At 48.3% G+C, this 26,406-nt stretch carries 33 protein-coding genes; 19 read left to right on the top strand and 14 right to left on the bottom strand.

The features are described 5' to 3' along the window. The first annotated feature begins 21 nt into the window (after nt 1-21). From L0665_RS06660 to L0665_RS06640, 5 genes are all read left to right on the top strand, one after another. Nucleotides 22-927 carry a flavodoxin family protein gene (locus L0665_RS06660; protein WP_274924915.1) on the top strand — a complete coding sequence of 302 codons (906 nt, stop codon included), beginning with the start codon at nt 22-24 and terminating at the stop codon, nt 925-927. Nucleotides 928-1,017: 90 nt separating this feature from the next. Next, complete coding sequence (locus L0665_RS06655; protein WP_274924914.1) at nt 1,018-1,356, top strand: cupin domain-containing protein; 339 nt, start codon at nt 1,018-1,020, stop codon at nt 1,354-1,356. Nucleotides 1,357-1,623: 267 nt separating this feature from the next. After that, nucleotides 1,624-2,319 (top strand): metal-dependent hydrolase, encoded by a 696-nt coding sequence (locus L0665_RS06650; RefSeq protein ID WP_274924913.1) that lies wholly within the window; start codon nt 1,624-1,626, stop codon nt 2,317-2,319. 84 nt (nt 2,320-2,403) lie between these two features. Further along, nucleotides 2,404-2,796 carry a cupin domain-containing protein gene (locus L0665_RS06645; protein WP_420847026.1) on the top strand — a complete coding sequence of 131 codons (393 nt, stop codon included), beginning with the start codon at nt 2,404-2,406 and terminating at the stop codon, nt 2,794-2,796. A gap of 55 nt (nt 2,797-2,851) precedes the next feature. Beyond that, complete coding sequence (locus tag L0665_RS06640; RefSeq protein WP_274924912.1) at nt 2,852-3,133, top strand: NAC family transcription factor; 282 nt, start codon at nt 2,852-2,854, stop codon at nt 3,131-3,133. Nucleotides 3,134-3,336: 203 nt separating this feature from the next. Here the strand turns inward: L0665_RS06640 and sugE are convergent, their stop codons facing one another. Beyond that, nucleotides 3,337-3,705 (bottom strand): quaternary ammonium compound efflux SMR transporter SugE, encoded by a 369-nt coding sequence (gene sugE / locus L0665_RS06635; RefSeq protein WP_274924911.1) that lies wholly within the window; start codon nt 3,703-3,705, stop codon nt 3,337-3,339. 252 nt (nt 3,706-3,957) lie between these two features. Between sugE and L0665_RS06630 the strand changes: the two genes are divergently transcribed. Beyond that, nucleotides 3,958-4,362: a carboxymuconolactone decarboxylase family protein gene (locus L0665_RS06630; RefSeq protein WP_274924910.1), complete on the top strand. Its 405-nt coding sequence runs from the start codon at nt 3,958-3,960 to the stop codon at nt 4,360-4,362. 213 nt (nt 4,363-4,575) lie between these two features. Here the strand turns inward: L0665_RS06630 and L0665_RS06625 are convergent, their stop codons facing one another. The 5 genes from L0665_RS06625 to L0665_RS06605 form a co-directional block, all read right to left on the bottom strand. Next, the gene (locus L0665_RS06625; protein WP_274924909.1) at nt 4,576-4,815 is read right to left on the bottom strand and encodes a ChaB family protein; all 240 of its coding nucleotides are present in this window, start codon (nt 4,813-4,815) and stop codon (nt 4,576-4,578) included. 97 nt (nt 4,816-4,912) lie between these two features. Then, entirely contained in the window at nt 4,913-5,866 is a 954-nt protein-coding gene (locus tag L0665_RS06620; RefSeq protein WP_274924908.1) for a nucleoside recognition domain-containing protein, read from the bottom strand. 139 nt (nt 5,867-6,005) lie between these two features. After that, nucleotides 6,006-6,446: a tRNA (N6-threonylcarbamoyladenosine(37)-N6)-methyltransferase TrmO gene (tsaA, locus tag L0665_RS06615; protein ID WP_274924907.1), complete on the bottom strand. Its 441-nt coding sequence runs from the start codon at nt 6,444-6,446 to the stop codon at nt 6,006-6,008. Nucleotides 6,447-6,672: 226 nt separating this feature from the next. Beyond that, complete coding sequence (locus L0665_RS06610; protein WP_274924906.1) at nt 6,673-7,242, bottom strand: phosphoribosyltransferase; 570 nt, start codon at nt 7,240-7,242, stop codon at nt 6,673-6,675. Nucleotides 7,243-7,386: 144 nt separating this feature from the next. After that, complete coding sequence (locus L0665_RS06605) at nt 7,387-7,716, bottom strand: CGGC domain-containing protein (protein ID WP_274924905.1); 330 nt, start codon at nt 7,714-7,716, stop codon at nt 7,387-7,389. Nucleotides 7,717-7,919: 203 nt separating this feature from the next. Between L0665_RS06605 and L0665_RS06600 the strand changes: the two genes are divergently transcribed. The 8 genes from L0665_RS06600 (at nt 7,920) to L0665_RS06565 (ending at nt 12,874) form a co-directional block, all read left to right on the top strand. After that, nucleotides 7,920-8,141, top strand: a complete 222-nt coding sequence (locus tag L0665_RS06600) for a FeoA family protein (protein WP_274924904.1) — start codon at nt 7,920-7,922, stop codon at nt 8,139-8,141. Then, nucleotides 8,141-8,371: a FeoA family protein gene (locus L0665_RS06595; RefSeq protein WP_274924903.1), complete on the top strand. Its 231-nt coding sequence runs from the start codon at nt 8,141-8,143 to the stop codon at nt 8,369-8,371. The genes L0665_RS06600 and L0665_RS06595 overlap by 1 nt, the downstream gene beginning before the upstream one ends. Continuing rightward, nucleotides 8,368-8,988, top strand: coding sequence for a FeoB small GTPase domain-containing protein (locus L0665_RS06590; protein WP_274924902.1), 621 nt, complete (start codon nt 8,368-8,370; stop codon nt 8,986-8,988). The genes L0665_RS06595 and L0665_RS06590 overlap by 4 nt, the downstream gene beginning before the upstream one ends. Next, complete coding sequence (locus L0665_RS06585) at nt 8,960-10,207, top strand: nucleoside recognition domain-containing protein (protein WP_274924901.1); 1,248 nt, start codon at nt 8,960-8,962, stop codon at nt 10,205-10,207. The genes L0665_RS06590 and L0665_RS06585 overlap by 29 nt, the downstream gene beginning before the upstream one ends. A gap of 1 nt (nt 10,208) precedes the next feature. Continuing rightward, on the top strand, nt 10,209-10,700 hold the full coding sequence (locus tag L0665_RS06580) for a hypothetical protein (RefSeq protein ID WP_274924900.1): 492 nt from the start codon (nt 10,209-10,211) through the stop codon (nt 10,698-10,700). A gap of 75 nt (nt 10,701-10,775) precedes the next feature. After that, entirely contained in the window at nt 10,776-11,225 is a 450-nt protein-coding gene (locus L0665_RS06575; protein WP_274924899.1) for a metal-dependent transcriptional regulator, read from the top strand. Between the two features lie 124 nt (nt 11,226-11,349). Continuing rightward, nucleotides 11,350-12,318 carry a radical SAM protein gene (locus L0665_RS06570; protein ID WP_274924898.1) on the top strand — a complete coding sequence of 323 codons (969 nt, stop codon included), beginning with the start codon at nt 11,350-11,352 and terminating at the stop codon, nt 12,316-12,318. A 298-nt stretch (nt 12,319-12,616) separates the two neighbouring features. After that, complete coding sequence (locus L0665_RS06565) at nt 12,617-12,874, top strand: UbiA prenyltransferase family protein (protein WP_274924897.1); 258 nt, start codon at nt 12,617-12,619, stop codon at nt 12,872-12,874. A gap of 46 nt (nt 12,875-12,920) precedes the next feature. Here L0665_RS06565 and L0665_RS06560 read toward each other — a convergent pair whose 3' ends face one another. After that, nucleotides 12,921-13,163, bottom strand: a complete 243-nt coding sequence (locus L0665_RS06560; RefSeq protein ID WP_274924896.1) for a putative antibiotic biosynthesis monooxygenase — start codon at nt 13,161-13,163, stop codon at nt 12,921-12,923. Nucleotides 13,164-13,306: 143 nt separating this feature from the next. Continuing rightward, nucleotides 13,307-13,888 carry a flavodoxin family protein gene (locus tag L0665_RS06555; RefSeq protein WP_274924895.1) on the bottom strand — a complete coding sequence of 194 codons (582 nt, stop codon included), beginning with the start codon at nt 13,886-13,888 and terminating at the stop codon, nt 13,307-13,309. A 426-nt stretch (nt 13,889-14,314) separates the two neighbouring features. On the opposite strand from L0665_RS06555, the gene L0665_RS06550 reads away from it, so the two are divergent. Then, nucleotides 14,315-14,665 carry a hypothetical protein gene (locus L0665_RS06550; RefSeq protein WP_274924894.1) on the top strand — a complete coding sequence of 117 codons (351 nt, stop codon included), beginning with the start codon at nt 14,315-14,317 and terminating at the stop codon, nt 14,663-14,665. Nucleotides 14,666-14,727: 62 nt separating this feature from the next. Here the strand turns inward: L0665_RS06550 and L0665_RS06545 are convergent, their stop codons facing one another. Beyond that, complete coding sequence (locus L0665_RS06545) at nt 14,728-15,306, bottom strand: flavodoxin family protein (RefSeq protein WP_274924893.1); 579 nt, start codon at nt 15,304-15,306, stop codon at nt 14,728-14,730. A gap of 236 nt (nt 15,307-15,542) precedes the next feature. Here L0665_RS06545 and L0665_RS06540 point away from each other — a divergent pair, with 236 nt between their 5' ends. Continuing rightward, complete coding sequence (locus tag L0665_RS06540) at nt 15,543-15,947, top strand: pyridoxamine 5'-phosphate oxidase family protein (protein ID WP_274924892.1); 405 nt, start codon at nt 15,543-15,545, stop codon at nt 15,945-15,947. 169 nt (nt 15,948-16,116) lie between these two features. Here the strand turns inward: L0665_RS06540 and L0665_RS06535 are convergent, their stop codons facing one another. The 3 genes from L0665_RS06535 to corA all read right to left on the bottom strand — a co-directional run bounded on the left by L0665_RS06535 (nt 16,117) and on the right by corA (nt 21,273). Further along, nucleotides 16,117-18,285, bottom strand: coding sequence for an adenosylcobalamin-dependent ribonucleoside-diphosphate reductase (locus L0665_RS06535; protein ID WP_274924891.1), 2,169 nt, complete (start codon nt 18,283-18,285; stop codon nt 16,117-16,119). A 607-nt stretch (nt 18,286-18,892) separates the two neighbouring features. Beyond that, nucleotides 18,893-19,459 (bottom strand): flavin reductase family protein, encoded by a 567-nt coding sequence (locus L0665_RS06530; protein ID WP_274924890.1) that lies wholly within the window; start codon nt 19,457-19,459, stop codon nt 18,893-18,895. Nucleotides 19,460-20,118: 659 nt separating this feature from the next. Continuing rightward, a complete protein-coding gene (gene corA, locus L0665_RS06525; protein WP_274924889.1) occupies nt 20,119-21,273 on the bottom strand; it encodes a magnesium/cobalt transporter CorA in 1,155 nt (384 codons plus the stop codon). 327 nt (nt 21,274-21,600) lie between these two features. On the opposite strand from corA, the gene L0665_RS06520 reads away from it, so the two are divergent. Together L0665_RS06520 and L0665_RS06515 are read left to right on the top strand one after the other, a co-directional pair. Continuing rightward, the gene (locus L0665_RS06520; protein ID WP_274924888.1) at nt 21,601-21,867 is read left to right on the top strand and encodes a hypothetical protein; all 267 of its coding nucleotides are present in this window, start codon (nt 21,601-21,603) and stop codon (nt 21,865-21,867) included. Between the two features lie 2 nt (nt 21,868-21,869). Continuing rightward, complete coding sequence (locus L0665_RS06515) at nt 21,870-22,010, top strand: carboxymuconolactone decarboxylase family protein (protein WP_274924887.1); 141 nt, start codon at nt 21,870-21,872, stop codon at nt 22,008-22,010. Nucleotides 22,011-22,053: 43 nt separating this feature from the next. On the opposite strand, the gene L0665_RS06510 is transcribed toward L0665_RS06515, so the two are convergent. After that, entirely contained in the window at nt 22,054-23,247 is a 1,194-nt protein-coding gene (locus tag L0665_RS06510; protein ID WP_274924886.1) for an aldo/keto reductase, read from the bottom strand. Nucleotides 23,248-23,415: 168 nt separating this feature from the next. Between L0665_RS06510 and L0665_RS06505 the strand changes: the two genes are divergently transcribed. Continuing rightward, nucleotides 23,416-25,299: an AAA family ATPase gene (locus L0665_RS06505; RefSeq protein WP_274924885.1), complete on the top strand. Its 1,884-nt coding sequence runs from the start codon at nt 23,416-23,418 to the stop codon at nt 25,297-25,299. A gap of 206 nt (nt 25,300-25,505) precedes the next feature. On the opposite strand, the gene L0665_RS06500 is transcribed toward L0665_RS06505, so the two are convergent. Continuing rightward, nucleotides 25,506-26,348: a hypothetical protein gene (locus tag L0665_RS06500; RefSeq protein ID WP_274924884.1), complete on the bottom strand. Its 843-nt coding sequence runs from the start codon at nt 26,346-26,348 to the stop codon at nt 25,506-25,508. Between the last annotated feature and the right edge of the window lie 58 nt (nt 26,349-26,406).

Below are 26,406 nucleotides of genomic sequence, written 5' to 3'. Positions count from 1 at the left end.
AAAAAAGGTTCAGGGCCAGACATGATTCCGGAGACAAGACTGGAAAAACGCGTGGTGCAGACGGCACAGGGAGACTTTTTTGTTACGCTTGTCTGTGGGGATTATACCCATCTCTATCCTGGTATGGAACGATATGGGGTGCGGGTCAGTGATGCATTGGGCCATCCCGTGACGCAGTTTTTCACCAATACCTATGAGTATACGCCAGCAATGGGTCTGGATGCAAAATCTGCTGCAATAAAACAGGCAGATGAATGGGTGGAGGAGTTTGCAGACCATCCGATTGACATGGTAGAATATTTCCGCCGTCTGCATCCCCGCTGTCTCCCTGCAGCAGAGGCAGTAGATGTGGTAATCATCCAGGGAAGTCCCCGCCCGGACGGTAATTCCGGGCAGGTAGCACGGTGGGCTGCATCAGAGGTGGTTCGATTGGGGGGAACGGTGCAGGTCATTTACCCGGATGATATGAATATCCATCCCTGTATCGGGTGCTACCAGTGCTATAATACTGGTTTCTGCACATTTTCTGATGATATGGATGAGGTATTTGCACTGGTGCAGCGCTGCGGGGTGCTTGTTGTCTGTGCTCCGGTATATTCCTGCAGTGTCCCCGGTGCCCTGAAAGTCCTCATTGATCGGTTTCAGGCATACCATGCACATCGGAACCTTATGGGTGAAGATGATACTAAATCTCAGGCAGGGCTTTTTTTTGGTGTCTGTGGCAGGGAAGGCGATGCAAATTTCAGACCCCTGCGTGATATTGCAACGGCGTTTTTTGCAACTGCGGGTATTCCATTGACCGGATCGGTATGGGCGGATGGGATGGATACGAAACGTGACATACGGCGGGTGCCGGGTTTTGCTGCAGAAGTCCGTGATTGTGTCCGCCAGGCACTGCAGAAGACAGAGTATAATGGAGAGGATTAACAAAAATTTGGGCGTTCGAAATGGATGTTCTGGAGGGGTATCTATCCGGCTACTAGTACCTTTATTATCTTGCGGCTCGTTTTGAGCCGTATGAAGATCACCGAAATAGCAAGCCTCCCGGTGGGTAAAAATCCCCACAATGTGGACGTCCGTATGGCATATGACACTGAACATGCGGTGGCGGTTGTCATCAGTCTGCAGCCCGGTGAGGAACTCAAAAAACACATCACACCGGTTGATGTTTTCTTCTATGTCCTTGAAGGAACAGGGGTCGTTGAGATCGGCGATGAGGAGGAAGAGGTGGGAAAAGACATGCTTGTTGAGAGTCCGGCAAAGATTCCTCACCGCTGGTTCAACCGGAGTGACGCCCTCTTCCGTGTCCTCGTCGTGAAGGTGCCAAAACCCACAAAAGGAACGCAGATGCTCTGAGTTTTGGCACAGAATCCCACCTTTTTATAATGGATATGGTGAGGTATTGTCTCGTACAGTTTAGCGGGAGCGATATGATGTGATATCCACTGGAAATGGTGGGAAATACAGTTTCGGGCCGCAGTCCTCTTCTTTATACCAGAATAGTGTCAATCATAGTGCAATGTACCTTTCCTGCATTCCTTGGTGTGGGCCCGCACGGGCGGGCTTTCCTCTGCTTTCGATAGGCATAGGTGTGGTTGTGGGTAGGTCTTTGGTGATTGTGAGGTGAGGGGAGACGATCATGTTGTCCTCTCAATGGCAACCGCACTCCTCTGTATTTCCCCTTTTTTAGCGGTAGATCTCACCGTGGAATGCCTCTGGGGATGTGTCTTTTTTATGGTGGGAGTCTATGGTGGCAGTCGTCTGCCTGATGCGGATGTTGCCGCCACAAAGGGGTTGCATCCAAGGAATTGCAGAGGCCTTCTCTTCTCTGGTATTAGCATCGTTATCATATCCGTCGTGCGGGTCATCTACCGGCTGATGGGATTGCGGTTTAACCGGCGACACCGACATTCTCTCCATACCATATTTGGTGTATTTGTCGCTGTATGTGTCATAGGGGGACTTACGGGTATTATCCTTGTTGATGGAGGCTGGTGGTCAGATGCTCTTTACTTATTGTATGCAGGCATTCTCTGTGGGGGATTTCTCCATCTGGCTGAGGACTGCTGTACTGTCACTGGTCTCAACCCCTTCATGCCGTTTTCTTCCCTCCATCTAAATGGTGCAATAAATACTGGCGATTATGGCGACCGGCGGCCGGTTTTGTATGCGAAATTTCTGGTATGCATGGCGGCGTTGGTTATTGCAGGGGGGTATGTGTATCATGTTCCGGCAGGAAATCTCTTCATTCCGGTGCTGGCTTTTACCGTAGTCTTCTGGTTCATTTTCTATCGCTTCTCGCAGTATCTGCATGCCTGATAGAGTTGAACGCGTTTGGACAGGACGTGACAGGATGGAGGATTATTCTGTTGTTTCCCATGCCACACATCTTTTATTGCAGGTATGATCCAAATATCGGGTATTGCACTGTATGCATACGGCATACGACAGGTGATTTTTTTGACTGAAAATAACCGGGATGAATTAAAAGGGAAGGTCCTGCATCTCGCAGACCTTGTAGAGTATCAGGAAGGTGCGGTTGCAAGTCGGATGATCGTGAATAAACCGGTGGGAACAATTACGCTCTTTTCGTTTGATGAAGATGAAGGGCTGAGTGAACATACTGCCCCCTATGACGCGGTGGTCACTATTCTTGATGGTGAGTGTGAAGTATGGCTCTCCGGGGAGACGCATATGATGAACGCGGGGGATACCATCATTTTCCCGGCGAATGCACCACATGCCCTCTCTGCGGTCACGCGGTTTAAGATGATGCTCGTGATGATCCGTGCGTAGATTAGAGGGTTTTAGCAGGATGGATTTCCGGGTGGAGAACGAGGTGATTAAATAAATGGCGGATGAAGAAGGGGAGTACTGTAAAGTCTGTGGCGGGATGGTCCCGAAGGCAGGTGATGTGCAGCAGATTATGGTGGATGGCAAAACGGTTGGTATCAAAGGGCTTGATCAGATCCTGAGGCAAGTGGCAGAGATGGACTTCTCCGGTCCTGTGCAGGTGAAAGAAGCCCTCCTTACGGCGGTGAAGGCAACAAACTATGTCCCGACAAAGAAGGTTGGGGCGTATGAGGATGCCCTGTATAGCGAATATCTGCGATATACAGAGCTGAGGGGGTGATATTATCCGGGGCATGGATATTCCGATAAAATGTGGTTCCCTGTTTCTGAAATCGGTGATCACTCTTCCGCGGATGGTATTGTATTTCATGCAGCCGATTGTGTTTAATGGATCACTCTTTCGGGACGGCTCTGAGGAGAAGAATAAGTGGTGAGGGTGCCCGCAGCAGAGGTTCCCTTTTGTTCTTCCTTTGTTTCCTGTTCTTAATCTGCACTGACCATTTTCAGCCCGACAATCCCTGAGATTATCAGGAGCAGGCAGAGTATCCGCAGCAGATCCCGTGACTCACCGAAGAGATACATACCTAATATGACGGTTCCCACCGCACCGATTCCCGTCCAGACAGCGTAAGCGGTGCCGATGGGGAGGTCACTGAGTGATTTTGAGAGGAAATAAAAACTGCCCGCCATCAGGGCTATGGTGATAACAGATGGCACAAGACGTGAGAACCCCTCGGTATATTTGAGGCCTATTGCCCATCCTGTCTCCATGACGCCTGCCACAAGAAGGGAGAGCCATGCGTTAACTGCCATACCTATTTCTCTGTCCTGCAGAAGGATGGAACTTTTCATGACTGAAAAGACTGCCCGGATTCTTATCTATTCTGATTCAGGTGTCAGTTCTGCTGATTTACGAATATGGGCAATCGTTTTTTGATTCGTTCATCGCTCCTTTTTTTTCAGGAAACCGGGTTGGTTTATCCTGTTTTAAAAGGGATACTGCCGATCAGATACACGGAGTGACGGGGATGAAAGAAGCGGATTAGGGATTGCCCTGGTGGTTGCATCTATGGTAAAGTATGACAAAACGGTATATGATATCATATGAATCGAGAGACACAGACAACGATTGATGAGTTCCTTGTGGGCAAAGAAGACGTGTGCGACGGCATCATGGATGATTTTAAGCAGACTCTCGGAGTTGTCCCCTTTATCCTGCCAATCCTCAGGGAACGGCCTGACTCCTTTGTATTCAACGGACTCGGTGATTTATATACGTTTAATCCTACATCGATGGACCGTAAAACTGTAGAGCTTGCCGCTGTTTCTGCAGCAGCTGCCGTTGGTGCAGATGCCTGCCTGAAGGTGCATATCCGTGCAGCCCTCAAAGAAGGTGCCACCCGTGAGCAGATCCGGGATATCATCAGCATTGCAGGGCTCATCGGCAAGACGGGCATCCTTGGTGCATCATTCCGGGTGATGAATAAAGCCATTCCTGAAGACGAGTAATTCGAAAATATTTATTATTCGGGCTCGTTTACGTATTGAATAGGCCGTGGTACTGTCAGCAAATGGCGGGGCAGTAACGGGCATCCTTTTTTTCTGAATTTCTTGGCATCCCCAAAGTAGTTAGGCAACGTAGATGATGCATTTGCTACTGCTGTGAAGACATATGTTCTCTTTCTGCATGATCTGTTTCGCGCCGGGTTTCCGGTCTGCTCTTTATCCCGCTGTTTTTTCCTCCCACATGCCGTTTCGTGGATTCTTTCTGTATCGCCGTTTAACCGCTGCCCAGGCGACACGGTGGGCGGTTTCTTCTCTGGTCTCTTTTCCGTGGCGTTTTTCAGGGTCTGCATACTCCTTCCATGCATTGTCAAATGCAGCCAGATAAATTTCCTGTGCGTGCAGCGGAAGGTGCAGTTTCACCCGTCCCGGGAGTTCTTCTGTCTGTTCATATGGCATAGTCCCGTCATTGTCACTGGAATGGCAAAAAATGTTTGCCGGGTGTTTTTCTGTCCATTGAGTAGTTGTGTAACAAAAAAAGAGCCAAATCTCTCTTTCAGGACCACAAAAAGGAGAGAATGGCTACGACACCGATCATGATGGTGACCCGGAGGCCGGTGGAAAGGCCCTGAATTATTGCACCTGTGCGTGGCCCGAATATTGCTGCATAGGAGGTGCCATACCAGCGGATGCCCCGGGTGGCACTGGTGAGAATATTTCCCACAAGAAGTGTAATGAGGATTTCCTGTGGTGAGAGTGTCCCTGCGGCAAGGAGGGTTGATGCGACACTTGCGCCTGCGATGAAAGAACCGAATTGTGCGGCGATGATCGCAAAACCTGCTGCAGGGACAGGAAACCAGGACCCAAAGCCCTGCATCACGTCTGCCACCGTATCGAACACACCAAGGTTGATAAGGGCGGCCACGATCACAATCGTGGGCACACTGATGAGAAGAATCTGGCGCAGGGGGGCGACAGACGCCATTAGGGCTGTCTCTGTACCTTCTTTCCATTTCGGACGGGGAGGCTCTTCGGGTGTATTTTTCTTTGTTTCATCAGGGGTAGGGAGTATTTTTCTCCCGACGATCATGACGATGACGGTCTTGATGATGCCAACGAAAACCAGGATGAGAAAATAGAAGAGGCCGGTAAGGCCCAGGAAGGGGATATACACTGGCAAAAGGGTGCGCCAGTGCATCATAACATTGGGAAATGAGTTCATCAGGGCAGCGATTACCATTTCACGGCGGGTGATAATTCCATCCCGGTGATATTTAGCAAGCATTGTGTTTGCCGCTTTGGGTGAAACAAAGGCCATCATGAATGAGATGCCGCATTCGTTGTGGAGGCTCGTCCAGACGGTGAGTGGTTTTGAGATGCGGGATATCCGGGCGGTCGCATTGAATGCCATGATGAGCTCTGCTACAAAGACCCCTGCTACCATCATGGGGATGGTGCGGGAGAGAAGGCTGAGTGCAAGGAGGGCAGTCTCCTGGAGAAATGTGATCATGGATTTCCAGGGGTTATGGGCATTCTTGTTTTTGGACTTTGGTGGGGGTTGTGATTTATCCTTGTGGTAATTCTGATGTTCTCTTTTTTTCTGTAATCAGAGAATGATTTGGGCGTTTATGCTGCCCGGGCTGTGTGCATCATGGGGAGGATTGGAATGGTTCTGAAGCGTCTGTGATGGCGTCAATGGATGGGGCATAGGGTTTGATATCAAGGACGGGCGTCCCGTCAAGGGCATCGAGCCCTGCCACCCGAATGGTCCTGCCGGTGATGCTGATGATTTTTCCGATGTCAAGGCCGATTGGGTTGGGACGGTCCGGAGACCTGGTGGAAAAGACTGGCCGGATTCCCTTTGCCCATGAAGGGCGTGCCGAGAGGGTGGTCCGTGAGGAGCGGTCAAACCAGAGGAGGACAAAGAGATGGCTGATGCCGGCAAAATCACCGATGCCATCCTTGTAGTCTTCAAATATTTCAATATCCATCTCAGTATCGGGGGTGAACCTCCCCTGCCGTGGGGCGTCACCGCGGTTCTGGTAAGGGGATCTGACAATGCCTATGGGGTGTACTTCTGCTGCGTTCATTATTGCTCCGTGAACAGATGCCAGCCAGGCCGGCGATCCATTTTGAATAACAATGATACATTTCATGCTTAACCTTACGATTTTGAATTTTGCGTTTATGGAGGGTTCCAGAGTTCCTGAGTTCCGGAGAAGAATGGTCGGCCACTCTTTTGCAGCACACCATCTCTTATCTCTGCTTCGCCTCGCATTATGAGGCTGGAGCAGATTTATGAAAATATTTCGGCATCTATGGTGATATACTGAAAAGCTCTGTGAGGGCCGTAATAATGTCTTTCGCTGTGGCAGAGCCTATTATAAGCACACGGAGCATAAATCCGGAAATTCTCTCATAAACCGCCCGCGAGTATATGGTGCAGCGCCACTCTACAACATTCTCTGCATAGTAGTCCGGCAGAAACCCTGGTGTGTCCTTGTGCTGTAGGACGGCCGCCCTGATCTCGGTGGCACCACATCGTCGGAGGTAGAAGATGGCTTCTGTGAGCGTGTCCCCCGTATCTGTGACATCATCGATCACCAGCAGGTGTGCCCCTTTCACATCGACTGCGAGCGGGAACCGGATGATGGTCTTCGATTTCTCAACGCCCGCCACTCCCCAGTGCTTGATTTTTATGCTGGTGAGCATCTCATGCAGAAGATAGTCGCAGACCACCCGTGCCGGTACATATCCGCCCCACCCGATGGCGACGATGATGTCCGGCTGGTAACCGGAATCACGGCTGGTGATTGCCAGTTGTTTTGCAAGTGCACAGGAGTTTTCCCAGTTTATGAGTTCACAAGGGAAAGTGTTGGGCAACATTAACGGGGGATAGGCAGTGGGTGTTCAAATGTATTGGGGCGGGTGGAAGAATGGGAGGGTATGTTCGGTAGAAAAAGAGCTGTTTCGTTCAGCCCGGAGGTCGGATGACTCTCTTCTCTGTTACGCCTGTTCTTTTTCAGGTGTTCAGTGTGTCCACTCGATAATTTTGATATCCGGGCCGATTGCCTTCGCCACAGCGTCCCGCATGTTTGCATAATGTGGGCAGGGATATCCGATGGGGTTACCCTTTGAGATGCAGGACGCGAAGACAATTGCCTCAGCACCTCGTTCGACAAGCATTTTTGCCCGTGGGATGGCTCGTTTTCCCGGGCAGCCGCCACATGTGACAAACCCGACAATATTGACAGGGCCGGTTTCTTCAAAGGCGCCTTTCCCTTCTGCAGTTATTTTAAAGTCCGTTGTCCCCGGGCAGATGTCTTCTGTCATGAGGCAGCGGATGATGCCGACATTCATGGTTAATCATGGAATCTGTGGTGTGCGCCTGCATAAATATTCTGGCTCTTTTTGGCAGTGAATGTCAGGTTTAATGCGTTTACGTCCCGAATATTTCGGTTTTCTGTTAAATTTCCGAACATATCCGGTGTTCCTGAAAAAAACCGAATTTCTTTTGGATGCTATTGATACCAACCGAACCACAGAACGTATATCAGACAGTTATGATCCTGAATGAGTTACATCCTGGTGAACGTGGACGTGTCACCGGGATTGTGGGCGGACGCCGTCTCCAACAAAAACTTGCCCTGCGGGGTATTGCGGAGGGATGCACGCTAACTATGGTATCATCATCGTGCGGGCCGATTGCAGTGGAGTTCAGGGGGAACACCGTAGCCCTTGGGCGCTGCATGGCTCATCATATACAGATTGTACAGGTGGAATAATGCTGATAAAACTCTCTGATTTGCCTTTTGGTGAGAGGGCAGTCGTCCGGGAGATCCGGACTTCAGCGCATGACCTGAACTGCATGGGGCTCCGGATTGGCAAGGAACTGAAGATGGTCACGAAACAACCTATCAAGGGACCGGTGGTTGTTCTCCTCGGCGAGTTGGAGATTGCAATGGGGCTTGAGACAGCCGAACTGATTGTGGTTGAGACCGGGACGGATGCATGACAGAGGAAAAAGCAAAGGGAAATGCAGATCTTCCGGAGAAAGGGACAACAGTCCTGATGCTCGGCAACCCGAATGTGGGCAAAAGTGCACTATTTAACCGGATGACCGGCGCAAATGCCATTGTATCCAACTATCCCGGCACAACGGTTGACTTCACGAGTGGCACCTTCATCGAGGGTGGGCATACCTATACAATAATCGATGTGCCCGGCACCTATTCTCTTGAACCACGGGATGCAGCAGAAGAGGTCGCCGTTCGGATGCTCCGGGATTCTCCGGATGCGACTGTGATGATTGTGCTTGACGCCACCAAAACTGATCGGGGTCTCTACGTCGCCCTTGAAGTGATGGAGCGTGGCATGCCCTGTATCGTGGCGGTCAATATGATGGACGCCGCCCATGAAAAGAAGATCACCGTCGACATTGCTGAACTCCAGCGTATTCTCGGTGTCCCCGTGGTCTCAACAACCGCAACGAGTGGCGAAGGAGTCCGTGACCTTGCAGAGATGCTCAGGAAAGCGAAGGTTGCGGACATTGGCGCCATCGCACAGCGTCTGCGGGGCGAAGAGCAGGAACGTGAATCCGTCCGTGGCTGTGGTGGCTGTGGAGGGTGCTGAAGCCATGGTCTTCTCTTCTGACGCCCGCTGGGAGATGGTGGATGCCATCACCCGCCAGACAGTCACCTATGGCACGTATAAACATACTCTTGGGGATGTGCTGGGAGACCTGACGGTCAAACCACTCACCGGAATTCCGGTGGCTTTCGCTGCACTCTATGCATTCTGGAGTGTTTTCACTTCGTTTGCCGGCACGCTCATGACCGATGGGTTCATGGTAAAGTTCTTTGACGGCTTCTGGCTGCCGTGGATGCAGTCTGTCTGGCCCGACCCCGCGAGTTGGCACTACTTCCTCTTCGTGGGGAATCCTGCAGCAGATACTTGTTTTGAAGCATTTGGGATGCTTACGTCGGGACTGTTTGTCTCGATTGGTGTGGTGCTCCCGGCAGTTCTCGTCTTCTATCTGATGATGACCCTCCTGGAAGACTCAGGGTACCTGCCGCGACTCGCGGTTCTCATGGACTCGGTGCTCCACCGCATTGGGCTGCACGGCTATGCGATTGTGCCCATCATTCTTGGCCTCGGGTGCAATGTGCCGGCGGTGACTGCCACCCGTATTCTGGAGACGAAGAAACAGCGGTTCATCATGATGACGCTCCTTGCCCTCTTCATTCCCTGCGGGGCGCAACTAGGTATCATGATGAGCGTGCTCCCTGATTTGGTGGGCATTGTGATGCTTTGTCTTATCGTCGGTTTTTGCATCTTCGGTTTTGTCTTAAACAAGGTGATCCCGGGAGAAAATCCCGAGATCCTTGTGGATGTGCCTCGCTACCACTGGCCCGTAAAAGAGTACGTCGCAAAGAAACTCTGGAACCGGACCAAAGGCTTCCTAAAGGAGGCGGTGCCCTTTGTCCTTTTCGGCATACTGGTCGTCAACCTCCTCTATCTCGGGGGTGTCATACAGGGGCTTGCAAATCTGCTTGAACCGGTCTTTGTCACCTGGTTTGGCGTTCCCAAAGAGACCGTCGGGCCGCTCATTGCGGCATTCCTGCGAAAAGACCTTGCAATCGCGCAGCTCTCGACAATTCCTATGACCACCTACCAGATGGTCGCATCTGTCGTGCTCGTCACCATCTACTTCCCGTGTGTTGCTACCTTTGTGGTCATGCTCCGCGAAGGCTGGAAAGAACTCATTGCCGCTATTGTGGTGCTTTTCGTGGTGGTATTCATCTATGGTGGTATCATCCACGGTATCGGCATCCTCCTGGGGGTCGCATAATATGGAACAGAATGAATCAAAAGAGCAGAATGAACAGAAAATTACCCTCATTGGGATATATGTCGCTTTGCTGGGCCTCGTGACACTTGCGTTTGGCATTGCCGATATCCTTGTATGGGCGGGCATCAGGCCCGGTATTCAGGTTGGCATCCTTGCCATCGCCGGTGATGACTTCTTCCGCTGGGCATGGGGCGGCTTTATCATGATCTGTGCCGGCCTCTTCATGCTTGCGGGGAGCACCCGGGTTGCGACGCTTCAGCAGTCTGCAAAGGTAGTATTGGGGGGTGTTCTTGTCTGGTTGATTGCAGGCACTGATATCTTTGCCCGCCTCTGTGTGGCGATACCTGCAGATGTTGCGTCACCTGCGTTTTTCAACTCTCTCTCTGGATTCCTCGCCGCATTCGCCCCGCCGTACACCCCGGCAGTGCTTCTCTTCCCGTTCACCCTGGGTATTCTGTATCTGATCTGGATACATGATACCGACGATTCCTGATTCTTCCGGGTTGTGCTCCCTCCTGAATCACCCATTTTATCACCTTTTGCAGATGAATATCAATGCAGGAAGAGTATGGAGGAAGGATACATTGCAAAACACCTCAGCAGGAAAGCTGAGGACTATCTGGAAGCTATCCTTAATGTGACCCTCGAGAAAGGCTATGCCCGAACAAAGGATGTGGCTGACCAGCTTGGGCTCAGCCCCTCAAGTGTGGTCGAGATGTTCCGGAAACTTGACAGTCTGGGCCTTGTTGAATACCGACGGTATGAAGGGGTGGTCTTTCGGCCGGAGGGGCAGAAGATTGCCGAGGTTATTAAATACCGCCATGATACCCTGAAGAAATTTTTACTGCTCATCGGTGTGTCTGACAGGACGGCAGAGAAAGATGCCTGTTTTATGGAGCACGAACTCAACCCGGAGACCGTACGTCGTATCCGGGTATTTTTGGAGACAATGGATGATGACCCATCCTTCTGCCGGCAGATTCAGCAGGAAATAGGACGGAGAATACAGAACCAATAATCTATTTTTTCACTGATTCCTGCTGTATTCTCACCTGGTGTTCGGTGGTGAAGGAATGGTTGTAACAGGGTGTCTTTTTTATGGCGCTATTTTTCCCCTGTGCATTGTAACAGTGATCAGGTTAATGCTCCTGCATCTGCTATCTAACTCTTTAGTTATGGTATACCAGTATCTCTTTGGGCCCGTACCTTCCAGACGACTGGGGGTCTCGCTCGGGATAGACCTTGTGCCTCACAAAACCTGCAGTTACAACTGCATCTACTGTGAGTGCGGGAAAACAACTGAACTTACAACAGAACGGGCTGAATATTATTCGACAGATGCCATCATCCTGGAGATTGATGACTATCTCTCGACACACCCGAAACTCGATTTTATCACATTTTCCGGGTCTGGTGAGCCAACGCTCCATTCCGGCATGGGCAGGATTGCCCGGCACATCCGGGAGAATTTTCCGGAGTACAGGATTGCACTTCTCACAAATGGCAGCCTCCTCACAGATCCGGCAGTGCGTGCTGAGGCGGCCGATGTGCATGTCGTCGTGCCGTCCATGGACGCGGTATCGGAGTCTGTATTCAAAAAGATCGACCGACCCTGCTCTTCGATCTCCGCAGCAGATGTCCTCTCAGGTCTGATCACCTTCAGAAAGGAGTTCAAAGGCGAGATCTGGCTTGAGATATTTATCGTCCCCGGCCTGAATGACACAGAAGAGGAGTTGCTCTTTTTGCGGGATGCGATTGCAGAGATACGGCCTGATCGGGTACAGCTCAATGCGCTTGACCGGCCGGGCATCTACGACTGGATCACGACACCCACAAAAGAGGAGATGGAAATTATTGCAGATTCTCTTGGGTTCCCTGGCATTGATATTGTGGAAGGTCTCCAATCACGTTCGGATATCGCCTCGTTTTCGCAGGATGTTCGCGAGTCAATATTAGGTACTATCCGTAGGCGCCCCTGCACCATCGATGACCTCTCTCGCATCCTCGGGCTACACCCGAATGAGGTGCGAAAATATATCGATCCCCTTCTTGCAGAGGGATGTATCACTGAGGAGCGGGAAACTCGCGGGATATTCTATCGGCCCCGGTAGAGCGGAATCGTGTGCTCTCCCGTTCAGCTTATTTTTTGATACAGTTCTGCTGCAGCACCGGCTAGTTCATAGCCACGGCAGGTGAAGAAGCGGTCACAGGGGTTCCCCATTGCCCAACTGGTGGGACGGACCAACCTCGCTTTCCTGTCGCAGGCTACCTCGCCGTGGGTATGCCTGATGTGACAGCGCTGCTCATTTTCCTCTTTTTCTACCCGTATCCCCTTGTTTATCTCGCGGTAAATGACCTTGGCGACCTGAAAAATGACCTCATACGAGGGATGAAGACTGTTTCGGTGCTGTGCTCTATGGGGAGCAGGGGACAGTTATCTGGGTGGTGGTCTGCACCGCCCTGCACGGCATTGTGGCGCTCTTCTTTGCAGGCGTTATGGGGCCTGTTGGACGTATGGGAATTTTCGTAGGGTTTCTGCTACTGGTGGCTGCAAATGTCATAATAATACGGGGAGGGACCCCGGAAGCAGGGATGCGGGCACTGCCGCTCTTCCATGGTGCAATTGTGGTGTATGCGGTAAGTATTCTGCTGGAGTTTTTTGTATGAATGCTGTCTGCATCCCGGATCTGACTGATGAATGGTTTATACCATGCTATTGGCTGTCCGGTGGTGTAGTTATCTCCTCGTCTGCGATCACAGTGGGAAGGTTGGGATAGAGCCATCCTGCAAAGGCACGGGTCATAAGCGGCATCAACAGATATGTCATCAACAGGATCGCGACTGTTGCTATCACTGCCCCGGGAAGAGGGAAGGGTAATGGTGCCATCAGAGGCATCAGCGTGAGAAGGAGAATGCTGATGATTGGGAATATCGCACACCAGCTGACGAAGGCCATCTTCTATTTTGGCGGGGGCGGTGTCACCACCGGGCCGGGGAGGGAGAACCAGGTCTCAAGCCCGGAAAGAGTGTGCAAAAAAGGGCGGTGCGTGGACCTATGTTGCGTTGTTTCTTGTTTCATCCCTCTTTGATACATGTTAATTAGTCAGGTGTTTGTATCTTTTTCAGGAGCCACGCCATGTTCTGCCCGAGGTTCTTCATCGTTGCCATGCCTTCCTCATCTTTTTCAACCTCGCCCGGTTCAAGCCCGATGCCGATGTTCCAGTAGGATGAGCCGACGGTGATCATATTGCTTATTCCGAAGAGGTGGTTGATGGTGTCAAAGGCCTGGATGGCACCGCCACGGCGGACTGCGACAACGGCAGCGCCTACCTTGCGGGTGAAGAGCCCGCCGTTAGCAAGCCCTACAAACCCGGCCCGGTCGATGAGTGCCTTTATTTCAGCGTTGACATCGGTGAAGTAGGTAGGTGAACCGATGATGATGCCGTCTGCTTCGGCCATCTTTGCGATGCATTCATTGATGATATCATTGTCGATGATGCATTTTTTGTCCAGATTCTCCCAGCATTTCATGCAGGCGGTGCAGCCATGGATATTTCTGCCGCCGATATGCATAAGTTCGGTTTCGATACCTTCGTTTTCAAGTTCGGTGAGAACAGCCCGGAGCAGATGGGTGGTGTTCCCGTCCTTTCTCGGGCTTCCGTTGATTGCGATGACCTTCATGGTTTGTTTCCTGTGTATGGATACCTGTGATATGGTTTATCTCTATCTGAGGCTAAACGAAAATAATATCCGTGCATAGGGCCGTGATGCCCTGTGGGGGTGAGGAGATTCCGCTGATATCAGTGGTCATCGCACTGGGTCACCAGGGACTGTCTGAGTGGTCCGTGAGAGGGAGGATGTTCAGTTGTCTCCACTGAATGTCTTGGATCAGTTTACCTGTGGGGAACATTTATGATTGGAAAAAATGGTTTTTAATGGGAAACAACGTTTGAAATTCCGAAAAAAGAATCTCACTGTTTTGTAATGGCACTGTGGGCACATTGGTTCATTCGCGTGTTTCAAAATCCTGACAGATAATTGTGGAAAAATCCGAAGTCAAAGGAACTTTAATGTGTTCATTTGTCCATTCACCTGTTGTGATCTGATATGGTAGGATACCCGATTTCTCTGGCTGTGCTTCTCTGTCTCGTGGCAGCTGCCGTGTGTGTATGCGGCTGCACCAGTGACGGGGGGGTAGATAACCCGGATGCTGTGAGTGGCACCGGGACGGTAGTGTATAATGATCTTGAAGGAGGGTTCTATGGGATTGTCACCGATGACGGTACCCGGTATCTCCCGCTCAATCTACCGGATGCGTTTGCAGAGGACAATCTGGCGATCACGTTTACGGGGATTCCCCGGAATGAGGTCGCAACTATCCAGCAGTGGGGCATTCCCCTCGAACTGACGGAGATCTCTTCGGAGGATATGACGGAGGTTTTGCCTTTATTTGATTAGAATCCCTTTTTTTCCATGAATTCTTCTGAAATTCGGTTTACGGGCCGGTCCTCCGGTTCCTTTTATGCTGTATCTGAATCGTTATTATTTTCCTTCCTTTTGTTTTGGAGGGTATCTACTCCCTTTGCAAGTGCGGTACCGCACTTCCCGACGAGATAGTGGTTGGGAAATTCGTATGATTTCCGAACCGGGATGCCCACCTCGCGGAGTGCATCTTTCAGGGGGGTTGCGGCCCTCCCGGCATGGGCAAAGCACGTGGTGAAGACAATCGCTTCGGTGCCTTTTTTTACCCCCCGTAATGCGGCAATAGCTCCGTTTATGACCGGTGTCGGGTGCTGTGACCACACAGGAGTGCCCACGATGATGATATCAAAGGGGGATATGTTGATCTCTGCGGGGTAGACTGCATCTTTCTGGCTTTTTGCTGCTTTCATCGCTCCATGAAGATATTTGCCCATCCTGCAATAGTGATGCTGCGGCCTGACTTCGATGAGTGTCGCTCCTGTTTTCTCCGCAGCATTCAGGGCGATGGCCTGTGTATGGCCCGTTTCGGAGTGGTAAATGATGGCAACCGCCCCTTCTCCTGATTCTGCCACAGGTATGGGTACTTTGGGTGGTGTTTTATCGGTATCCGGTGTCATGGGTGTTCCTCACCCCTTCATCAGCACGTCCGGATATATAATGGAGTGCCGGGTTATGTCACCGTTGAAGCGCTATGGTCAGTCTATGCGGTTTGGAATAATTGAGGTGAATCAGGTATACCGGCGGCGGGCCCTTCATGCTATGAAATAAATAGTATTTCTTATCCGGCGCACTGGCATCTGAGAGACAATTGAGTTTATCACTGTATACGCAAACAAGGGGTATGGTGAAGACCATGACAGCACTTACCGAAGAGATGAAAGCCGCCTTTTTAACGATGAAGGCATTTCCCGTTGCCACTGCTTCAGCGGATGGATGGCCGAACGTTGTCCCCATTGGATTTGTGGAGCTTGTTGATGACGAAACAATATGGATTGCAGACAATTTTATGAAAAAGACCCTTGCAAACATCAGGGAGAACCCGAAGATATCCATCTATGTCTGGGGGCCGGATACGAAGGGGTGTTTCCAGATCAAAGGCGATGTTGAGCTGAAGACAATTGGTGAGGATTTTGAGAAGATGCAGGAGACTGTTCGCTCGAAGATGGCAAAGGCACCCGCAAAGGGACTTATGATCGTAACTATTCGTGAAGTATTCCAGTGTAATCCAGGTCCTGATGCCGGGAATAAACTTCTTTAATCCATCTTTTCGGACGGACGGTGTATTGGTCTGCCTTTCGCTGACGCTATTGTATCAGCAGTTCAGCTGATTGTCTTCTGAATTCGTGGTCAGATTATGCTGTCTGAAAAAAGAGGGTAATATTTATTCTGGGGAGGAAATCCCGCGGGGTGTTTTTATTTGAATTCGTCTACGAGCATCCGCTCCATCCGCAGTTCTTGCAGGTGCCCTGGTTGCAGCCTTCTCCGAAGTCGAGTTCAGCGTTGCATTCCGGACAGCGGTTCTTTGTATCCCCGGCCCCTTCAGTGATGGTCCAGTTGTCAAGGGTGGTGATTGTCTCCATGTGTGCCGCAAGGTCGATGCATCTCCCTACGACATCAGCACAGGAGTACCCTTCGGATTCCGCATTTTTCACCGCTGACAGACAGTTGACCTTTCTGAACTGTTTGACGTATTTGGTGTAGGGAACACCACTCTGCAGGCCTGTTGATATCGCCCGCCCGATTGCATTGGAGTTTGCTTCGCACCCTCCGCTTCCCACGGTTCGGATAAATACTTCCCAGGGATTCCCTTCAAAGAGGTTTACTGTCACATAGAGACGGCAGCATCCGGACTGGCAGAGGTAGGTCTTTCCGATGAGTTCTTTCGGGCGGCAACGTTCCTTTGTCTCCGGTTCTGCCGGTTCCTTCTCGCTGAGTGCCAAAACGACCTCGTTCCGGCTTCCGGTACGGTAGATGGTCATTCCCTTGATGCCGTTTTTCCATGCCATCATGACGGCTGCTGCCATGTCGTCTTTGGTCGCCTCCTCGGGCATATTAATGGTCTTTGATATGGAGGCATGGACATGCTTCTGGAAGACTGCCTGCATCATGATGTGGTCCTTCCAGCCGATGTCCATCGCGGTTCGGAATACCCGCCGGAATGATTCCGGAAGCCACCCAAGGTCCTGCACCGTTCCGGTTTTGTGGACATGTTCGATGACTTCCCGGACCTGGCGGTCACATTCATCCGATGATTTTCCGGGGGTGGCAAGAACCCTGCGGAGTTCGGCGGCAAAGATTGGATGCAGAATTTCAAACGATTTATTTACCGTATTATTCCGGGTGTATGCAAAGGAGAATACCGGTTCAATGCCACTGGAACAGTTTGCCATGAGAGAGATGGTTCCTGTTGGTGCAATGGTGGTCAGTGCGGCATTCCGCATCGTTTTCTTGCCCCAGATACTTCCTTCCCATGCGGGGAAGACGCCGCGTTCTTCTGCGATGCGGTGTGACTCTTCCACCGCCGTTGTTGTGACCAGTTCCATCATTTGTTCACAGAATGCCCTGCCTTCCTCTGTGTCATAGGGAATCCCTAAGAGGAGCAGTGCATCATGGACACCCATAAGGCCAAGGCCGGTCTTCCGGGTCTTTTCTGTCGCCTCTTTTATCTGTGGAATGGGGAAGGAGTTATTGTCAATAACTGCGTCAAGGAACCGGGTGCCAATGCGTGCAGTCTTTTTGAGTTGTTCTTCGTTGATTTTTCCGTTTTCCACAAATTTTGAAAGATTAATGGATCCCAAAACACAACTTTCGAAATGCAGAAGTGGTTGTTCCCCACAGGGGTTGGTGGTGTCGATGTCCCCGAGGAGGGGGGTGGGGTTTCGGCGGTTTATTTCGTCATAGAAGAGCACTCCGGGTTCTCCGTTCTTCCAGATTCCGTCAATAACCGCATTCCAGATGTCACCTACCGTGATCTCCTCACCGGAATAGGGGTGGGTCATCCAGACCTTTTCCATTTCACCTCTCTCAACCAGTTCCATGAAGGCGTCATTCATCATCACCGAAATGTTGAAGTTTTTGACCTTCCCCTCTTCTGTCTTTGACCGGATGAAGTCCAGGATGTCCGGGTGCCAGACGTTGAGAATCCCCATGTTTGCACCGCGGCGTCTGCCACCCTGTTTGATGACTTCTGTCGCTTCATTGAAGATGTTCATGAATGAGACGGGGCCGGATGCAACGCCCTCTGTAGAGAGAACAGGTGCATCTTTTGGGCGGATATTGGAGAAATTATAGCCGGTGCCGCCTCCGCTCTTGTGAATGAGGGCACCCCATTTGAGGGCGTCAAATATCTCCGGAAGTGAGTCATCCACCCGCAGGGTAAAGCAGGCAGATAGCTGGTTGATTTCTGTCCCTGCATTCATTAGTGTTGGTGAATTTGGGAGGAATCTGAGTGATTCCATCTCTTCGAAGTATGCGGCAGTCTCTGCCTCATCGTTTCCCAAAGCGGCAGCGACACGCCTGCACACATCCTCAAATGTGGTCTCCCCATTGCGGAGATAGCGGGCACTTAGTATACTGTCAATGATTGAATCTGTCATCTGTATCTTTGATCCATTGTTATAATAATGCAGAAAGCGGGTCGTTTGATCCAATTCCATGGGAGGAATGGATTCATGGCGCCGGTGATGCATCCATCGGTCGCCATTCTTTCTGCAGGTCCCCAATTGCGCAAATGGACAATTTGACGCCACATGGGGTTTATTTTCGTCTGGTCGAATTCGTTTCAGCAGTCTTGTGTGTCCCTGGCTTTCCGGAGTGGGCCGCACTCATTTTTCCTGCTGAGTGCGACCTGCCTCTCACGGGCAGGGGTCTGTTCAGACCGGGTCTTTTGCCTCTCGTGTTGAAGGTGCCAGGGAGGTTTGTCTCATTCTGTTTGTTGGATGGTATGAAAGAGAAATGGGTTATAGCAAATACCTGATCTGATACCCCGGGTGGATGGTATTGCCCCTGTTATAGTTATTCCAGTCCATAATGGCCGATATATTGAATTTTGGTGGGTAGATTCAGTTTCTATGTTTTGCACTGTGCTGTATGTGTGCTGTTGTTTACTCTTCTCCCACTTCATATCCCGCGCCTCTCGATGTATCTTCTGGTCACTTTGGGACTGCTGAAAAATTGGTGAGAAGTGGCGGGGATATCCACTATTCAGGTACCCCGTGCCAGGTGTGTCCCCTCCGACCATGCCTTCCCAGCATACTCCCCCAGGGTCCGGTAGGCGTTGTCAGGCATGGTGAGAATCAGGGGTTTCATCGCATTTATGTCTGGTATTTTCTGGTTCAGAATATTTTCATCTGCATATCCTCCCACGATTTCGCCGATAAAAAGCAGGTGTGTGGGTAGTTCCACGGTATCGATGAGTCGGCATTCCATTGTAAGCGGGCAGTTCTGGATCATCGGTGCACCGATGAGGGTTCCACGGAAGAATTCGAAGAGGTCTGATTTATCGGTATATCTGCAGGATACCAGCCCGCAATAGTCAGCCACCCCCATCATTGCCGCGGTGGGCAGGTTTATGCTGAAGGTCCCGTTCTCCCGGATTCCCTCCGGTGTTGCATTGATTTGGTTGATACTGACGGCAATCAGGGGAGGGTCCGCATTCACCCGTGAAACCCACCCTGCCGTCAGAACGTTTGGCCGCCCGCCAATTTCGGTGCCAACCAGAACCACCGGCATTGGCAGGAATACATTGGTTCCAATTCTGATCTTCTTCATATGCCTTACTACACCGTATCTTTAATGAATGTTGGTGCCGTGGGGAGGCCGGGTTGCCTAAAATGGGCTAAATCTGCCTTTTCCTGCCCGTTAGGAATTATCCGGTACATTGGAATTCGTCTCTTAATTTATCGAAAAAATTTCCAAATATCTCTGAAATGGGTAGAATCGGAGAGTTTGATAATAATGGCTGTAAGAACAACTGATTATTTAAATAAAATGGAGGCCGGATAATCGTCATCCCGTTGGTTCTGTTCTTATCGTCACAGGAAGAGGTAGGGAGCACCTGTGGCACCAACGATCGGGATTGAGACCAAGTGGCAACTCTCCTGCGGAGGGGTGGCACTATTATCATCACCAGCTGCTGTTTCTGTGTTGGCTTTTTATGACCTGTCTTACCAAGAATCTCTCACTACGCCCCCGGCTGCACTCCCGGCGATAGCAAAGGAGGAGAGCTGGGTATCAAAAGAAGGATGCCTGCAACAATACAGAGAGATAGTATTTGGCTCATTTCAACAGTGCCTCAGATTTGGAAAATAATTATGTCCATAAAATGTTTCGATTTATATGTCAATGGGCTAAATTCGGCATAATCTGAATTATATTCTGGTTGATGAAGAACCAGGTCATCAGTGGGGTATGGTTTTTGGAAAAAATAGTCATATCCACTGTTTTTTTCTGAAATAGAGGACCATAATTCCGGCCGTAACAAGCATGGCAAGGATGGCTGCCGGATAGCCAAATTCCCATTGGAGTTCTGGCATCGATGCAAAGTTCATCCCATAAATGCCTGCGATGAAGGTCAGGGGGATGAAGATGGTTGCAATGATGGTCAGGACTTTCATCACCTCATTCATCCGGTTACTGAGGGTCGAGAGGTGAATTTCATAGAGTCCGGTTGACATCTCGCGGTATGATTCTAAAATATCATTTAACTGATAGAGATGGTCGGATACATCTTTGAGGAATACTTCCGTCTGTTCGGATATGAAATCCGGTTTACTCCTTATTATTCCGGAGATAGTTTCCCGAAGTGGCCACACCCGTTTTCGTATGTCCAGAAGATTTCTCTTAAGGGTATAAATTTCCTCCATGACATCCGGGTCTGTCCCGTCAATTATTTTCTCTTCGAGGTCCTCTATGTCCTCTCCGATTCTTTCGAAGACTAAAAAGTAGTTGTCGACAACGCAGTCAGTGAGGGCATACATCAGGTAATCCGGGCCATATTTTCGAATTCGGCTTTTTTCGTCAAAGAGTCTCGTAATAACGCTGTCGAAAATATTACTTTCGTTTTCCTCAAATGAACAGACGCCTCTTTCGGTAAGGATAATGCTTAACTGGGCAGAGGTGATGTTGTATTTTTCGTCAGATTGTTCATCATTGTCCTGTCTGATGCAGGGAGTCTCTTTTCCTGCTTCTGCACTGTTATCCCCGGTGGATGCACCCCCGTCCTTTTCGATACGGATTATTTTGAGCACCAGATACAGATAATCGTCAAACTCCTCATATTTCGGGCGCTGGTTGGTATTCAGAATATCTTCAAGTGTCAACGGATGGAGGGAAAGGAATGCTCCGATTTGTTTGATTTTTTCAATGTCTGCAAGGCCCGATATCTTAATCCAGGTACATGTGTCGGTATTGGTGGATAATTCGTCAGGATTTGTGGGTTTTTTTTCTTCAGTACCATTCTGATTATATTCAAAATATCGGGCATGGGTTGGTGCAGGATCCCTGTCACCAACGTGTATCAGGGTTCCCGGGGGAAGTCCTGATTTTGAGGACTCTGAGACTGCAATTTTTCTGCCCAATTTCATATGCTTGCATCATACCTGCAAGATGAAATATATTGCTGAAAAGAGGTAGCCAATATTTGCAAGATTCTGCTATGGTTTCAGATTATATTTCATGTCTATACGGTATCAAAGATAGTCCCGTTTTCGCTCTGATGGATCTGTTTTTTTTCACATTTGGTGAATATGTGTGGAGTATGAAACCGTATGATGTACGAATCCTGGCCATTTTCACATCATTTTGGAATCAAAATGGTGATAATTTGATTTTATTATGCGGGGGGCGGTATTGAATTGTGGAACTTCTTTCTCTCCAAACGGTTTTTCCTGTGCGACGCAGAAAAGAGGAGTATGGCAACAAACCCTGAAACAGAACGAGTCGTCCGCGAATTTCTTGATCATACCGATGCAATCTCAGATGAGATCACATCACAGGCAGAAGAGGTGCTGGGGAAAGTGCCGTTCATCTTCTCTTACATGAACGAGCGGCCCGAATCATTTGTTTTAAGCACGCTTGGCGACTTTTATACCGCCCGGCCGAAGAGTATGGACGTGCAGATGGCTGAGAAATTGCGACCATTGCCGCTGCCGCTGCTCTTGGTGCGGATGCCTGCCTGAAGATGCATATCCGGGTGGCTCTCGATGCGGGTGTCTCCCGTGATCAGGTGCTGGATACGCTTCTCATTGCCGCTTTAATCGGAAAGACATCGGTTCTTACCTCCTCTCTCCGGGTGCTGCGGGATGTGGAAGAGAGGATGTGATTATTTGCCCGGATGGACCCTCATTTTTCCGGAATCCGGTGAATTACTTCACGAACATATCTCGTGCCATCTGTTTTCTCTCTTCGAATCCCTCTCCTTCCATCTCTCTGACAATGATTTCCAAAAGGGCGGGAATGTCAATATGCTGGGGGCATTTCTCAAGGCATTCCATGCACTGAACACATTGCGAGGCAAACTGTTCCGGGCTGTTTGACAGGACACCGGAGAGCCGGACGACATAGAACATCTCTGCATCCGGGTTTTTGAACATGTATTTGTTGTTATAGAGCTCAAAACAGAGCGGGATATCCACACCCGATGGACAGGGCATGCAGTACTGGCAGCCGGTGCAGCCAACCTTCATCAGTTCACGGTATTTTTCGGTTGCCACTCCGATGATGGTCCGTTCTGCATCTGAGAGGGAGTCAGGGTGGGCTTCATGTGCCGTCCGGATGTTCTCTTCGATATGTTCCTCTCTGTTCATGCCAGAGAGGACAACGGTTACTTCCGGGTGGTTCCATACCCAGCGAAGTGCCCACTCTGCAGGTGTCCGCTGAACGGGGGAACTGTCCCAGATGTCTGCTACTGCAGGGGGAACCGGATCGGTCAGGTTGCCTCCCCTGAGTGGTTCCATGATGATGACACCAAGACCTTTTCCGGCAGCGTATTCCAGCCCTTTTGTCCCTGCCTGGTTCTGTTCATCGAGAATATTATATTGAATCTGGCAGAACTCCCACGGGTAGGCATCGACAATCGGTGCGAAATCTTCTGCCGGGCCATGGAATGAGAAGCCGGCGTTGATTATTTTCCCTGCCTTTTTTGCCGAATCAAGAAATTCTGTCAGGCCGCATGCTTCCATTTTTGCGAGTTTTTCTGTGGTGTTTAATACATGGATGAGGTAGTAGTCGATATGGTCTGTCTGCAGCTTTGCGAGCTGTGCATCGAGATAATAGTCCATGTCTTCCGGTGTCTCAACGAGCCATGATGGGAGTTTGGTGGCAAGACGCACCTTCTCCCGATACCCATCCAGAAGGGCCCGCCCGACGAATGGTTCGCTCTCCCCCATGTGGTAACTCCAGGCCGTGTCAACATAGTTCACGCCATGGTCAATTGCGTACCTGAGCTGACGGGTGGCCCGTTCTTCATCTATTTGCCCGTCTTTCTCCGGCAGGCGCATACAGCCATAGCCGAGGATGGAGAGTTTGTCACCTGTTTTTGGTATTGTGCGGTAGAGCATTTTGGATCCCTTCTGGTAGGGGAGATTAATCTTTTGTATGGTATATATGGGTTTTTGAGGGGGGGTGGTAGTGGTAGTTGTAAGTAGTCAATGATTCGATAATTAACAAAAAAAATAACAAACCATTTAGCTTAGTGCCTTGAATATCCTCAACAGAGGGAATTGCTGATGTTAAAACTTGAGGAAGTGACAATTGAGAAATATAAATCCTTCAATGAGGCGCAAACCTTTAGTGTCGATCCTAAAGTTACAGTTTTGGTGGGAATGAATGAAGCTGGGAAGAGTACTTTGCTTGAAGCGGTCGCAAAGACAAACTATTTTCAGGAAGATGATACTTCTTTTCAATTTGATACGACCTATGATTATCCAAGAAAGGAGAAGAAAAAGTACGATAAAAGAGGAATCGTGGCTGAGGTCGTGAAGTCAAAATATTCAATTTCTGATGATTTAGTTGTTAAAGTCAATCAAGATCTAGGAAGTGATTTGTTTTCTGGGACAGAGCTCACTCATATTAAGTTATATGATAATTCTGAGAAGATCGAGGGAATAGAGATTAATGTCGAGGAATTTATCAAAAATAAATCATCTGAATTTGATTTTGATGACGCAATAGTTGGGAAATTATTAGAAATAAAAAGTAATGATGAATTTGGGCAGTTAATCGGTCAAATAGAAGACCCACAATTGAAAGAAGCTTTAAAAGATTTAAGAGTATATTTTGAAAATACACTTCAATTTGAAAATCCTTTGGTAGAATATATTGTCCGTAAATGGATCAAACCAAATATCCCTAAATTCCTTTATTACGATGAGTATTATGCCCTTCCTTCGGAGGTCAACATGGAAACCCTTCGAACAAAGGGTTCTCAGGATGAATCATTAAAGACAGCTAAAGCCCTCTTTGATTTAGCTCAGATTGATTTGGATGAGGTAGTGGATGGCAAGAATTCAGAGTTATTTATTGCCGAACTTGAAGCCACATCAAATGAAATATCTGATACTCTATTTAAATATTGGAAAACCAATCAAAATTTAAAAATTGAATTCAAAACCCATAAATTACCGGTCTTGCTCATCAGAGTTGAAAATCAAAATCAGGGTTTGTCACTTCCTCTCAAAAACCGAAGTAAAGGTTTTAACTGGTTTTTCTCATTCATTGTGTGGTTCAGTAAAATTCAGGAAGACACGGATTCGAACTATATTTTATTGTTGGATGAACCGGGGTTGAATCTTCATGCTGCTGCTCAAGCTGACTTATTGAAATTTATAGAAGATTTATCTGACAATTATCAGGTCATCTATACTACACATTCACCATTTATGGTTGATTCTCAACATTTGGATCGTGTAAGGACAATTGTTGAAACAGATAATGGATCGAAAATTTCAGATTCAATTCAAGAAAAAGATCCAAATACACTATTTCCGCTTCAAGCAGCTTTAGGATATGATATTGCTCAGAACCTGTTTATTTCAAAGAAAAATTTGTTAGTTGAGGGTCCGGCCGATTTACTATACTTAGAAGTTATGTCAAATATTCTTAAAGAAAATGAACGAAAAGGTCTGAGGGAAGATGTCACAATAGTCCCTGTTGGTGGCTTAGACAAAGTTTCAACATTTATCTCATTGCTTCGGGGTAATAAATTGGATATTGCATGTTTGCTGGATTCTATCGCTGATCCTAAAAGTAAACAGAAGATGGAAGATCTTATTAGAAAAAAGATTATTAAAAGCAAAAACATCCGATTTTTCGATGAATTCGCCACGAAAAATGGCGGAAAAGCAGACATTGAAGATATGTTCGAAAAAAGTGATTATTTGAAGATTTTTAATTCAACATTTGAAAAGTATGAGGATATTAAAATTGAAGATGTCGAGAAAGATGATGGAAGGATTATTCCTCAGATTTCGAATCACCTTGGTATTGAGAGATTTAATCACTATCGTCCGGCAAATGCCCTCTTGAAAATGGGTGTTGAAATGGATTATTTTGCTCCTTCAACCCTTGATTGCTTTGAAAAAATGTTTATTGAGATTAATAAGTTGTTATAATACCAACTTTGAGTTTCAATTTTTTTCTGAACGAATTTGAATAGATTTCAATAAGATGGACTTGAATTATTTTATCTACCATTGAAAATATTTCCTTTGTTCAATCAGATAAATGGCTATAAAATGGTGTCCATGTGGGATGCGTTTGTCTTGTGTGCTGGTCAATACTGGTACAAGTTGAGTAAAGGGGGGGATATATTTGAAGTTTAAAGCCCAATTGTATTCTTAATAATCTCTTCTTCTCTGAGTATGGAAAGCAAATCCTCTATGGTTTCATTACATTCTGCTCGTATTTTCCAATGAATTTCATGCAAAACAAGGCCATATCCTTGATATCCAATTATTTTTGTACAGTGACTCAGACCTGTAGTCCTTGCAAGAATACCTGTTGCTCTATATGCTGTTTTATATGCCATATTTTCCTTTGTAAATGCGACATCTACTGCGAATATGAATAGATTCTTGTAGAAAATGTAGTAATCAGCATTTTCTTCACTATGCAATTTTTGTGATGCGATATGTAGCTCATTATAGGAGTCAATGACGGGTATAAAGGATGAAGTTTTTCTGTACAATTGTAATTGTTTGTAAAAATTCTTTGAAACATCTAATGTTTGATAATGTGTGTCAAAATTTTCATTTATTGTTTTAATTAGACGATCAAATTTTTCTGTATTCTCCTTAAAATAATCGTAATCTGTAAAGAATGCCTCATCAATTTCTCCAATCTCACAAACTCTCTTGGCAATATTATCAGCAATAATGATGTGAGTTTCATTGATTTTAGGTGGATTATTTTCTGCGAATTCAAAAAATAAATCAACAATTCCTTCAGCAGCTTCGGGTGTTAAGTTTGAAATTGTGTCAGTCATCTCAGAGGGGAGTACTGAATTCAAATCGTTGTATCCCACTTTTTCACTAATATCTTCGAAATTAAAAATTTCTGTTGAATTTAATGGATATTCATTGTTATTTTCTGTTATGCAGCCACAAATGGATATATTCGCAATTATTAGAATTATCAGAATGACATTAAGGTAAGGTTTCACTACTTGAATATCAGAATATGGAAAGAAAAATGGTTGTGCTGAATTTCATAATTTTCTC

The organism is Methanogenium marinum, assembly GCF_028912405.1.
Taxonomy (GTDB): Archaea; Halobacteriota; Methanomicrobia; order Methanomicrobiales; family Methanomicrobiaceae; genus Methanogenium; species Methanogenium marinum.
Note: the sequence above shows the minus strand (reverse complement) of the source record. Positions and strands in the feature narration are given on the sequence as shown.

What these genes read in the sequence shown, in the direction of transcription:
- L0665_RS06660 (WP_274924915.1), top strand. Translation starts at nt 22, where the DNA reads ATGATTCCGGAGACAAGACTGGAAAAACGCGTGGTGCAGACGGCACAG.
- L0665_RS06655 (WP_274924914.1), top strand. Translation starts at nt 1,018, where the DNA reads ATGAAGATCACCGAAATAGCAAGCCTCCCGGTGGGTAAAAATCCCCAC.
- L0665_RS06645 (WP_420847026.1), top strand. Translation starts at nt 2,404, where the DNA reads ATGATCCAAATATCGGGTATTGCACTGTATGCATACGGCATACGACAG.
- L0665_RS06640 (WP_274924912.1), top strand. Translation starts at nt 2,852, where the DNA reads ATGGCGGATGAAGAAGGGGAGTACTGTAAAGTCTGTGGCGGGATGGTC.
- sugE (WP_274924911.1), bottom strand. Translation starts at nt 3,705, where the DNA reads ATGAAAAGTTCCATCCTTCTGCAGGACAGAGAAATAGGTATGGCAGTT.
- L0665_RS06630 (WP_274924910.1), top strand. Translation starts at nt 3,958, where the DNA reads ATGAATCGAGAGACACAGACAACGATTGATGAGTTCCTTGTGGGCAAA.
- L0665_RS06625 (WP_274924909.1), bottom strand. Translation starts at nt 4,815, where the DNA reads ATGCCATATGAACAGACAGAAGAACTCCCGGGACGGGTGAAACTGCAC.
- L0665_RS06620 (WP_274924908.1), bottom strand. Translation starts at nt 5,866, where the DNA reads ATGATCACATTTCTCCAGGAGACTGCCCTCCTTGCACTCAGCCTTCTC.
- tsaA (WP_274924907.1), bottom strand. Translation starts at nt 6,446, where the DNA reads ATGAACGCAGCAGAAGTACACCCCATAGGCATTGTCAGATCCCCTTAC.
- L0665_RS06610 (WP_274924906.1), bottom strand. Translation starts at nt 7,242, where the DNA reads ATGTTGCCCAACACTTTCCCTTGTGAACTCATAAACTGGGAAAACTCC.
- L0665_RS06605 (WP_274924905.1), bottom strand. Translation starts at nt 7,716, where the DNA reads ATGAATGTCGGCATCATCCGCTGCCTCATGACAGAAGACATCTGCCCG.
- L0665_RS06600 (WP_274924904.1), top strand. Translation starts at nt 7,920, where the DNA reads ATGATCCTGAATGAGTTACATCCTGGTGAACGTGGACGTGTCACCGGG.
- L0665_RS06595 (WP_274924903.1), top strand. Translation starts at nt 8,141, where the DNA reads ATGCTGATAAAACTCTCTGATTTGCCTTTTGGTGAGAGGGCAGTCGTC.
- L0665_RS06590 (WP_274924902.1), top strand. Translation starts at nt 8,368, where the DNA reads ATGACAGAGGAAAAAGCAAAGGGAAATGCAGATCTTCCGGAGAAAGGG.
- L0665_RS06580 (WP_274924900.1), top strand. Translation starts at nt 10,209, where the DNA reads ATGGAACAGAATGAATCAAAAGAGCAGAATGAACAGAAAATTACCCTC.
- L0665_RS06575 (WP_274924899.1), top strand. Translation starts at nt 10,776, where the DNA reads ATGGAGGAAGGATACATTGCAAAACACCTCAGCAGGAAAGCTGAGGAC.
- L0665_RS06570 (WP_274924898.1), top strand. Translation starts at nt 11,350, where the DNA reads ATGCTCCTGCATCTGCTATCTAACTCTTTAGTTATGGTATACCAGTAT.
- L0665_RS06560 (WP_274924896.1), bottom strand. Translation starts at nt 13,163, where the DNA reads ATGGCCTTCGTCAGCTGGTGTGCGATATTCCCAATCATCAGCATTCTC.
- L0665_RS06555 (WP_274924895.1), bottom strand. Translation starts at nt 13,888, where the DNA reads ATGAAGGTCATCGCAATCAACGGAAGCCCGAGAAAGGACGGGAACACC.
- L0665_RS06550 (WP_274924894.1), top strand. Translation starts at nt 14,315, where the DNA reads ATGGTAGGATACCCGATTTCTCTGGCTGTGCTTCTCTGTCTCGTGGCA.
- L0665_RS06545 (WP_274924893.1), bottom strand. Translation starts at nt 15,306, where the DNA reads ATGACACCGGATACCGATAAAACACCACCCAAAGTACCCATACCTGTG.
- L0665_RS06540 (WP_274924892.1), top strand. Translation starts at nt 15,543, where the DNA reads ATGACAGCACTTACCGAAGAGATGAAAGCCGCCTTTTTAACGATGAAG.
- L0665_RS06535 (WP_274924891.1), bottom strand. Translation starts at nt 18,285, where the DNA reads ATGACAGATTCAATCATTGACAGTATACTAAGTGCCCGCTATCTCCGC.
- L0665_RS06530 (WP_274924890.1), bottom strand. Translation starts at nt 19,459, where the DNA reads ATGAAGAAGATCAGAATTGGAACCAATGTATTCCTGCCAATGCCGGTG.
- corA (WP_274924889.1), bottom strand. Translation starts at nt 21,273, where the DNA reads ATGAAATTGGGCAGAAAAATTGCAGTCTCAGAGTCCTCAAAATCAGGA.
- L0665_RS06520 (WP_274924888.1), top strand. Translation starts at nt 21,601, where the DNA reads ATGGCAACAAACCCTGAAACAGAACGAGTCGTCCGCGAATTTCTTGAT.
- L0665_RS06515 (WP_274924887.1), top strand. Translation starts at nt 21,870, where the DNA reads ATGCATATCCGGGTGGCTCTCGATGCGGGTGTCTCCCGTGATCAGGTG.
- L0665_RS06510 (WP_274924886.1), bottom strand. Translation starts at nt 23,247, where the DNA reads ATGCTCTACCGCACAATACCAAAAACAGGTGACAAACTCTCCATCCTC.
- L0665_RS06505 (WP_274924885.1), top strand. Translation starts at nt 23,416, where the DNA reads ATGTTAAAACTTGAGGAAGTGACAATTGAGAAATATAAATCCTTCAAT.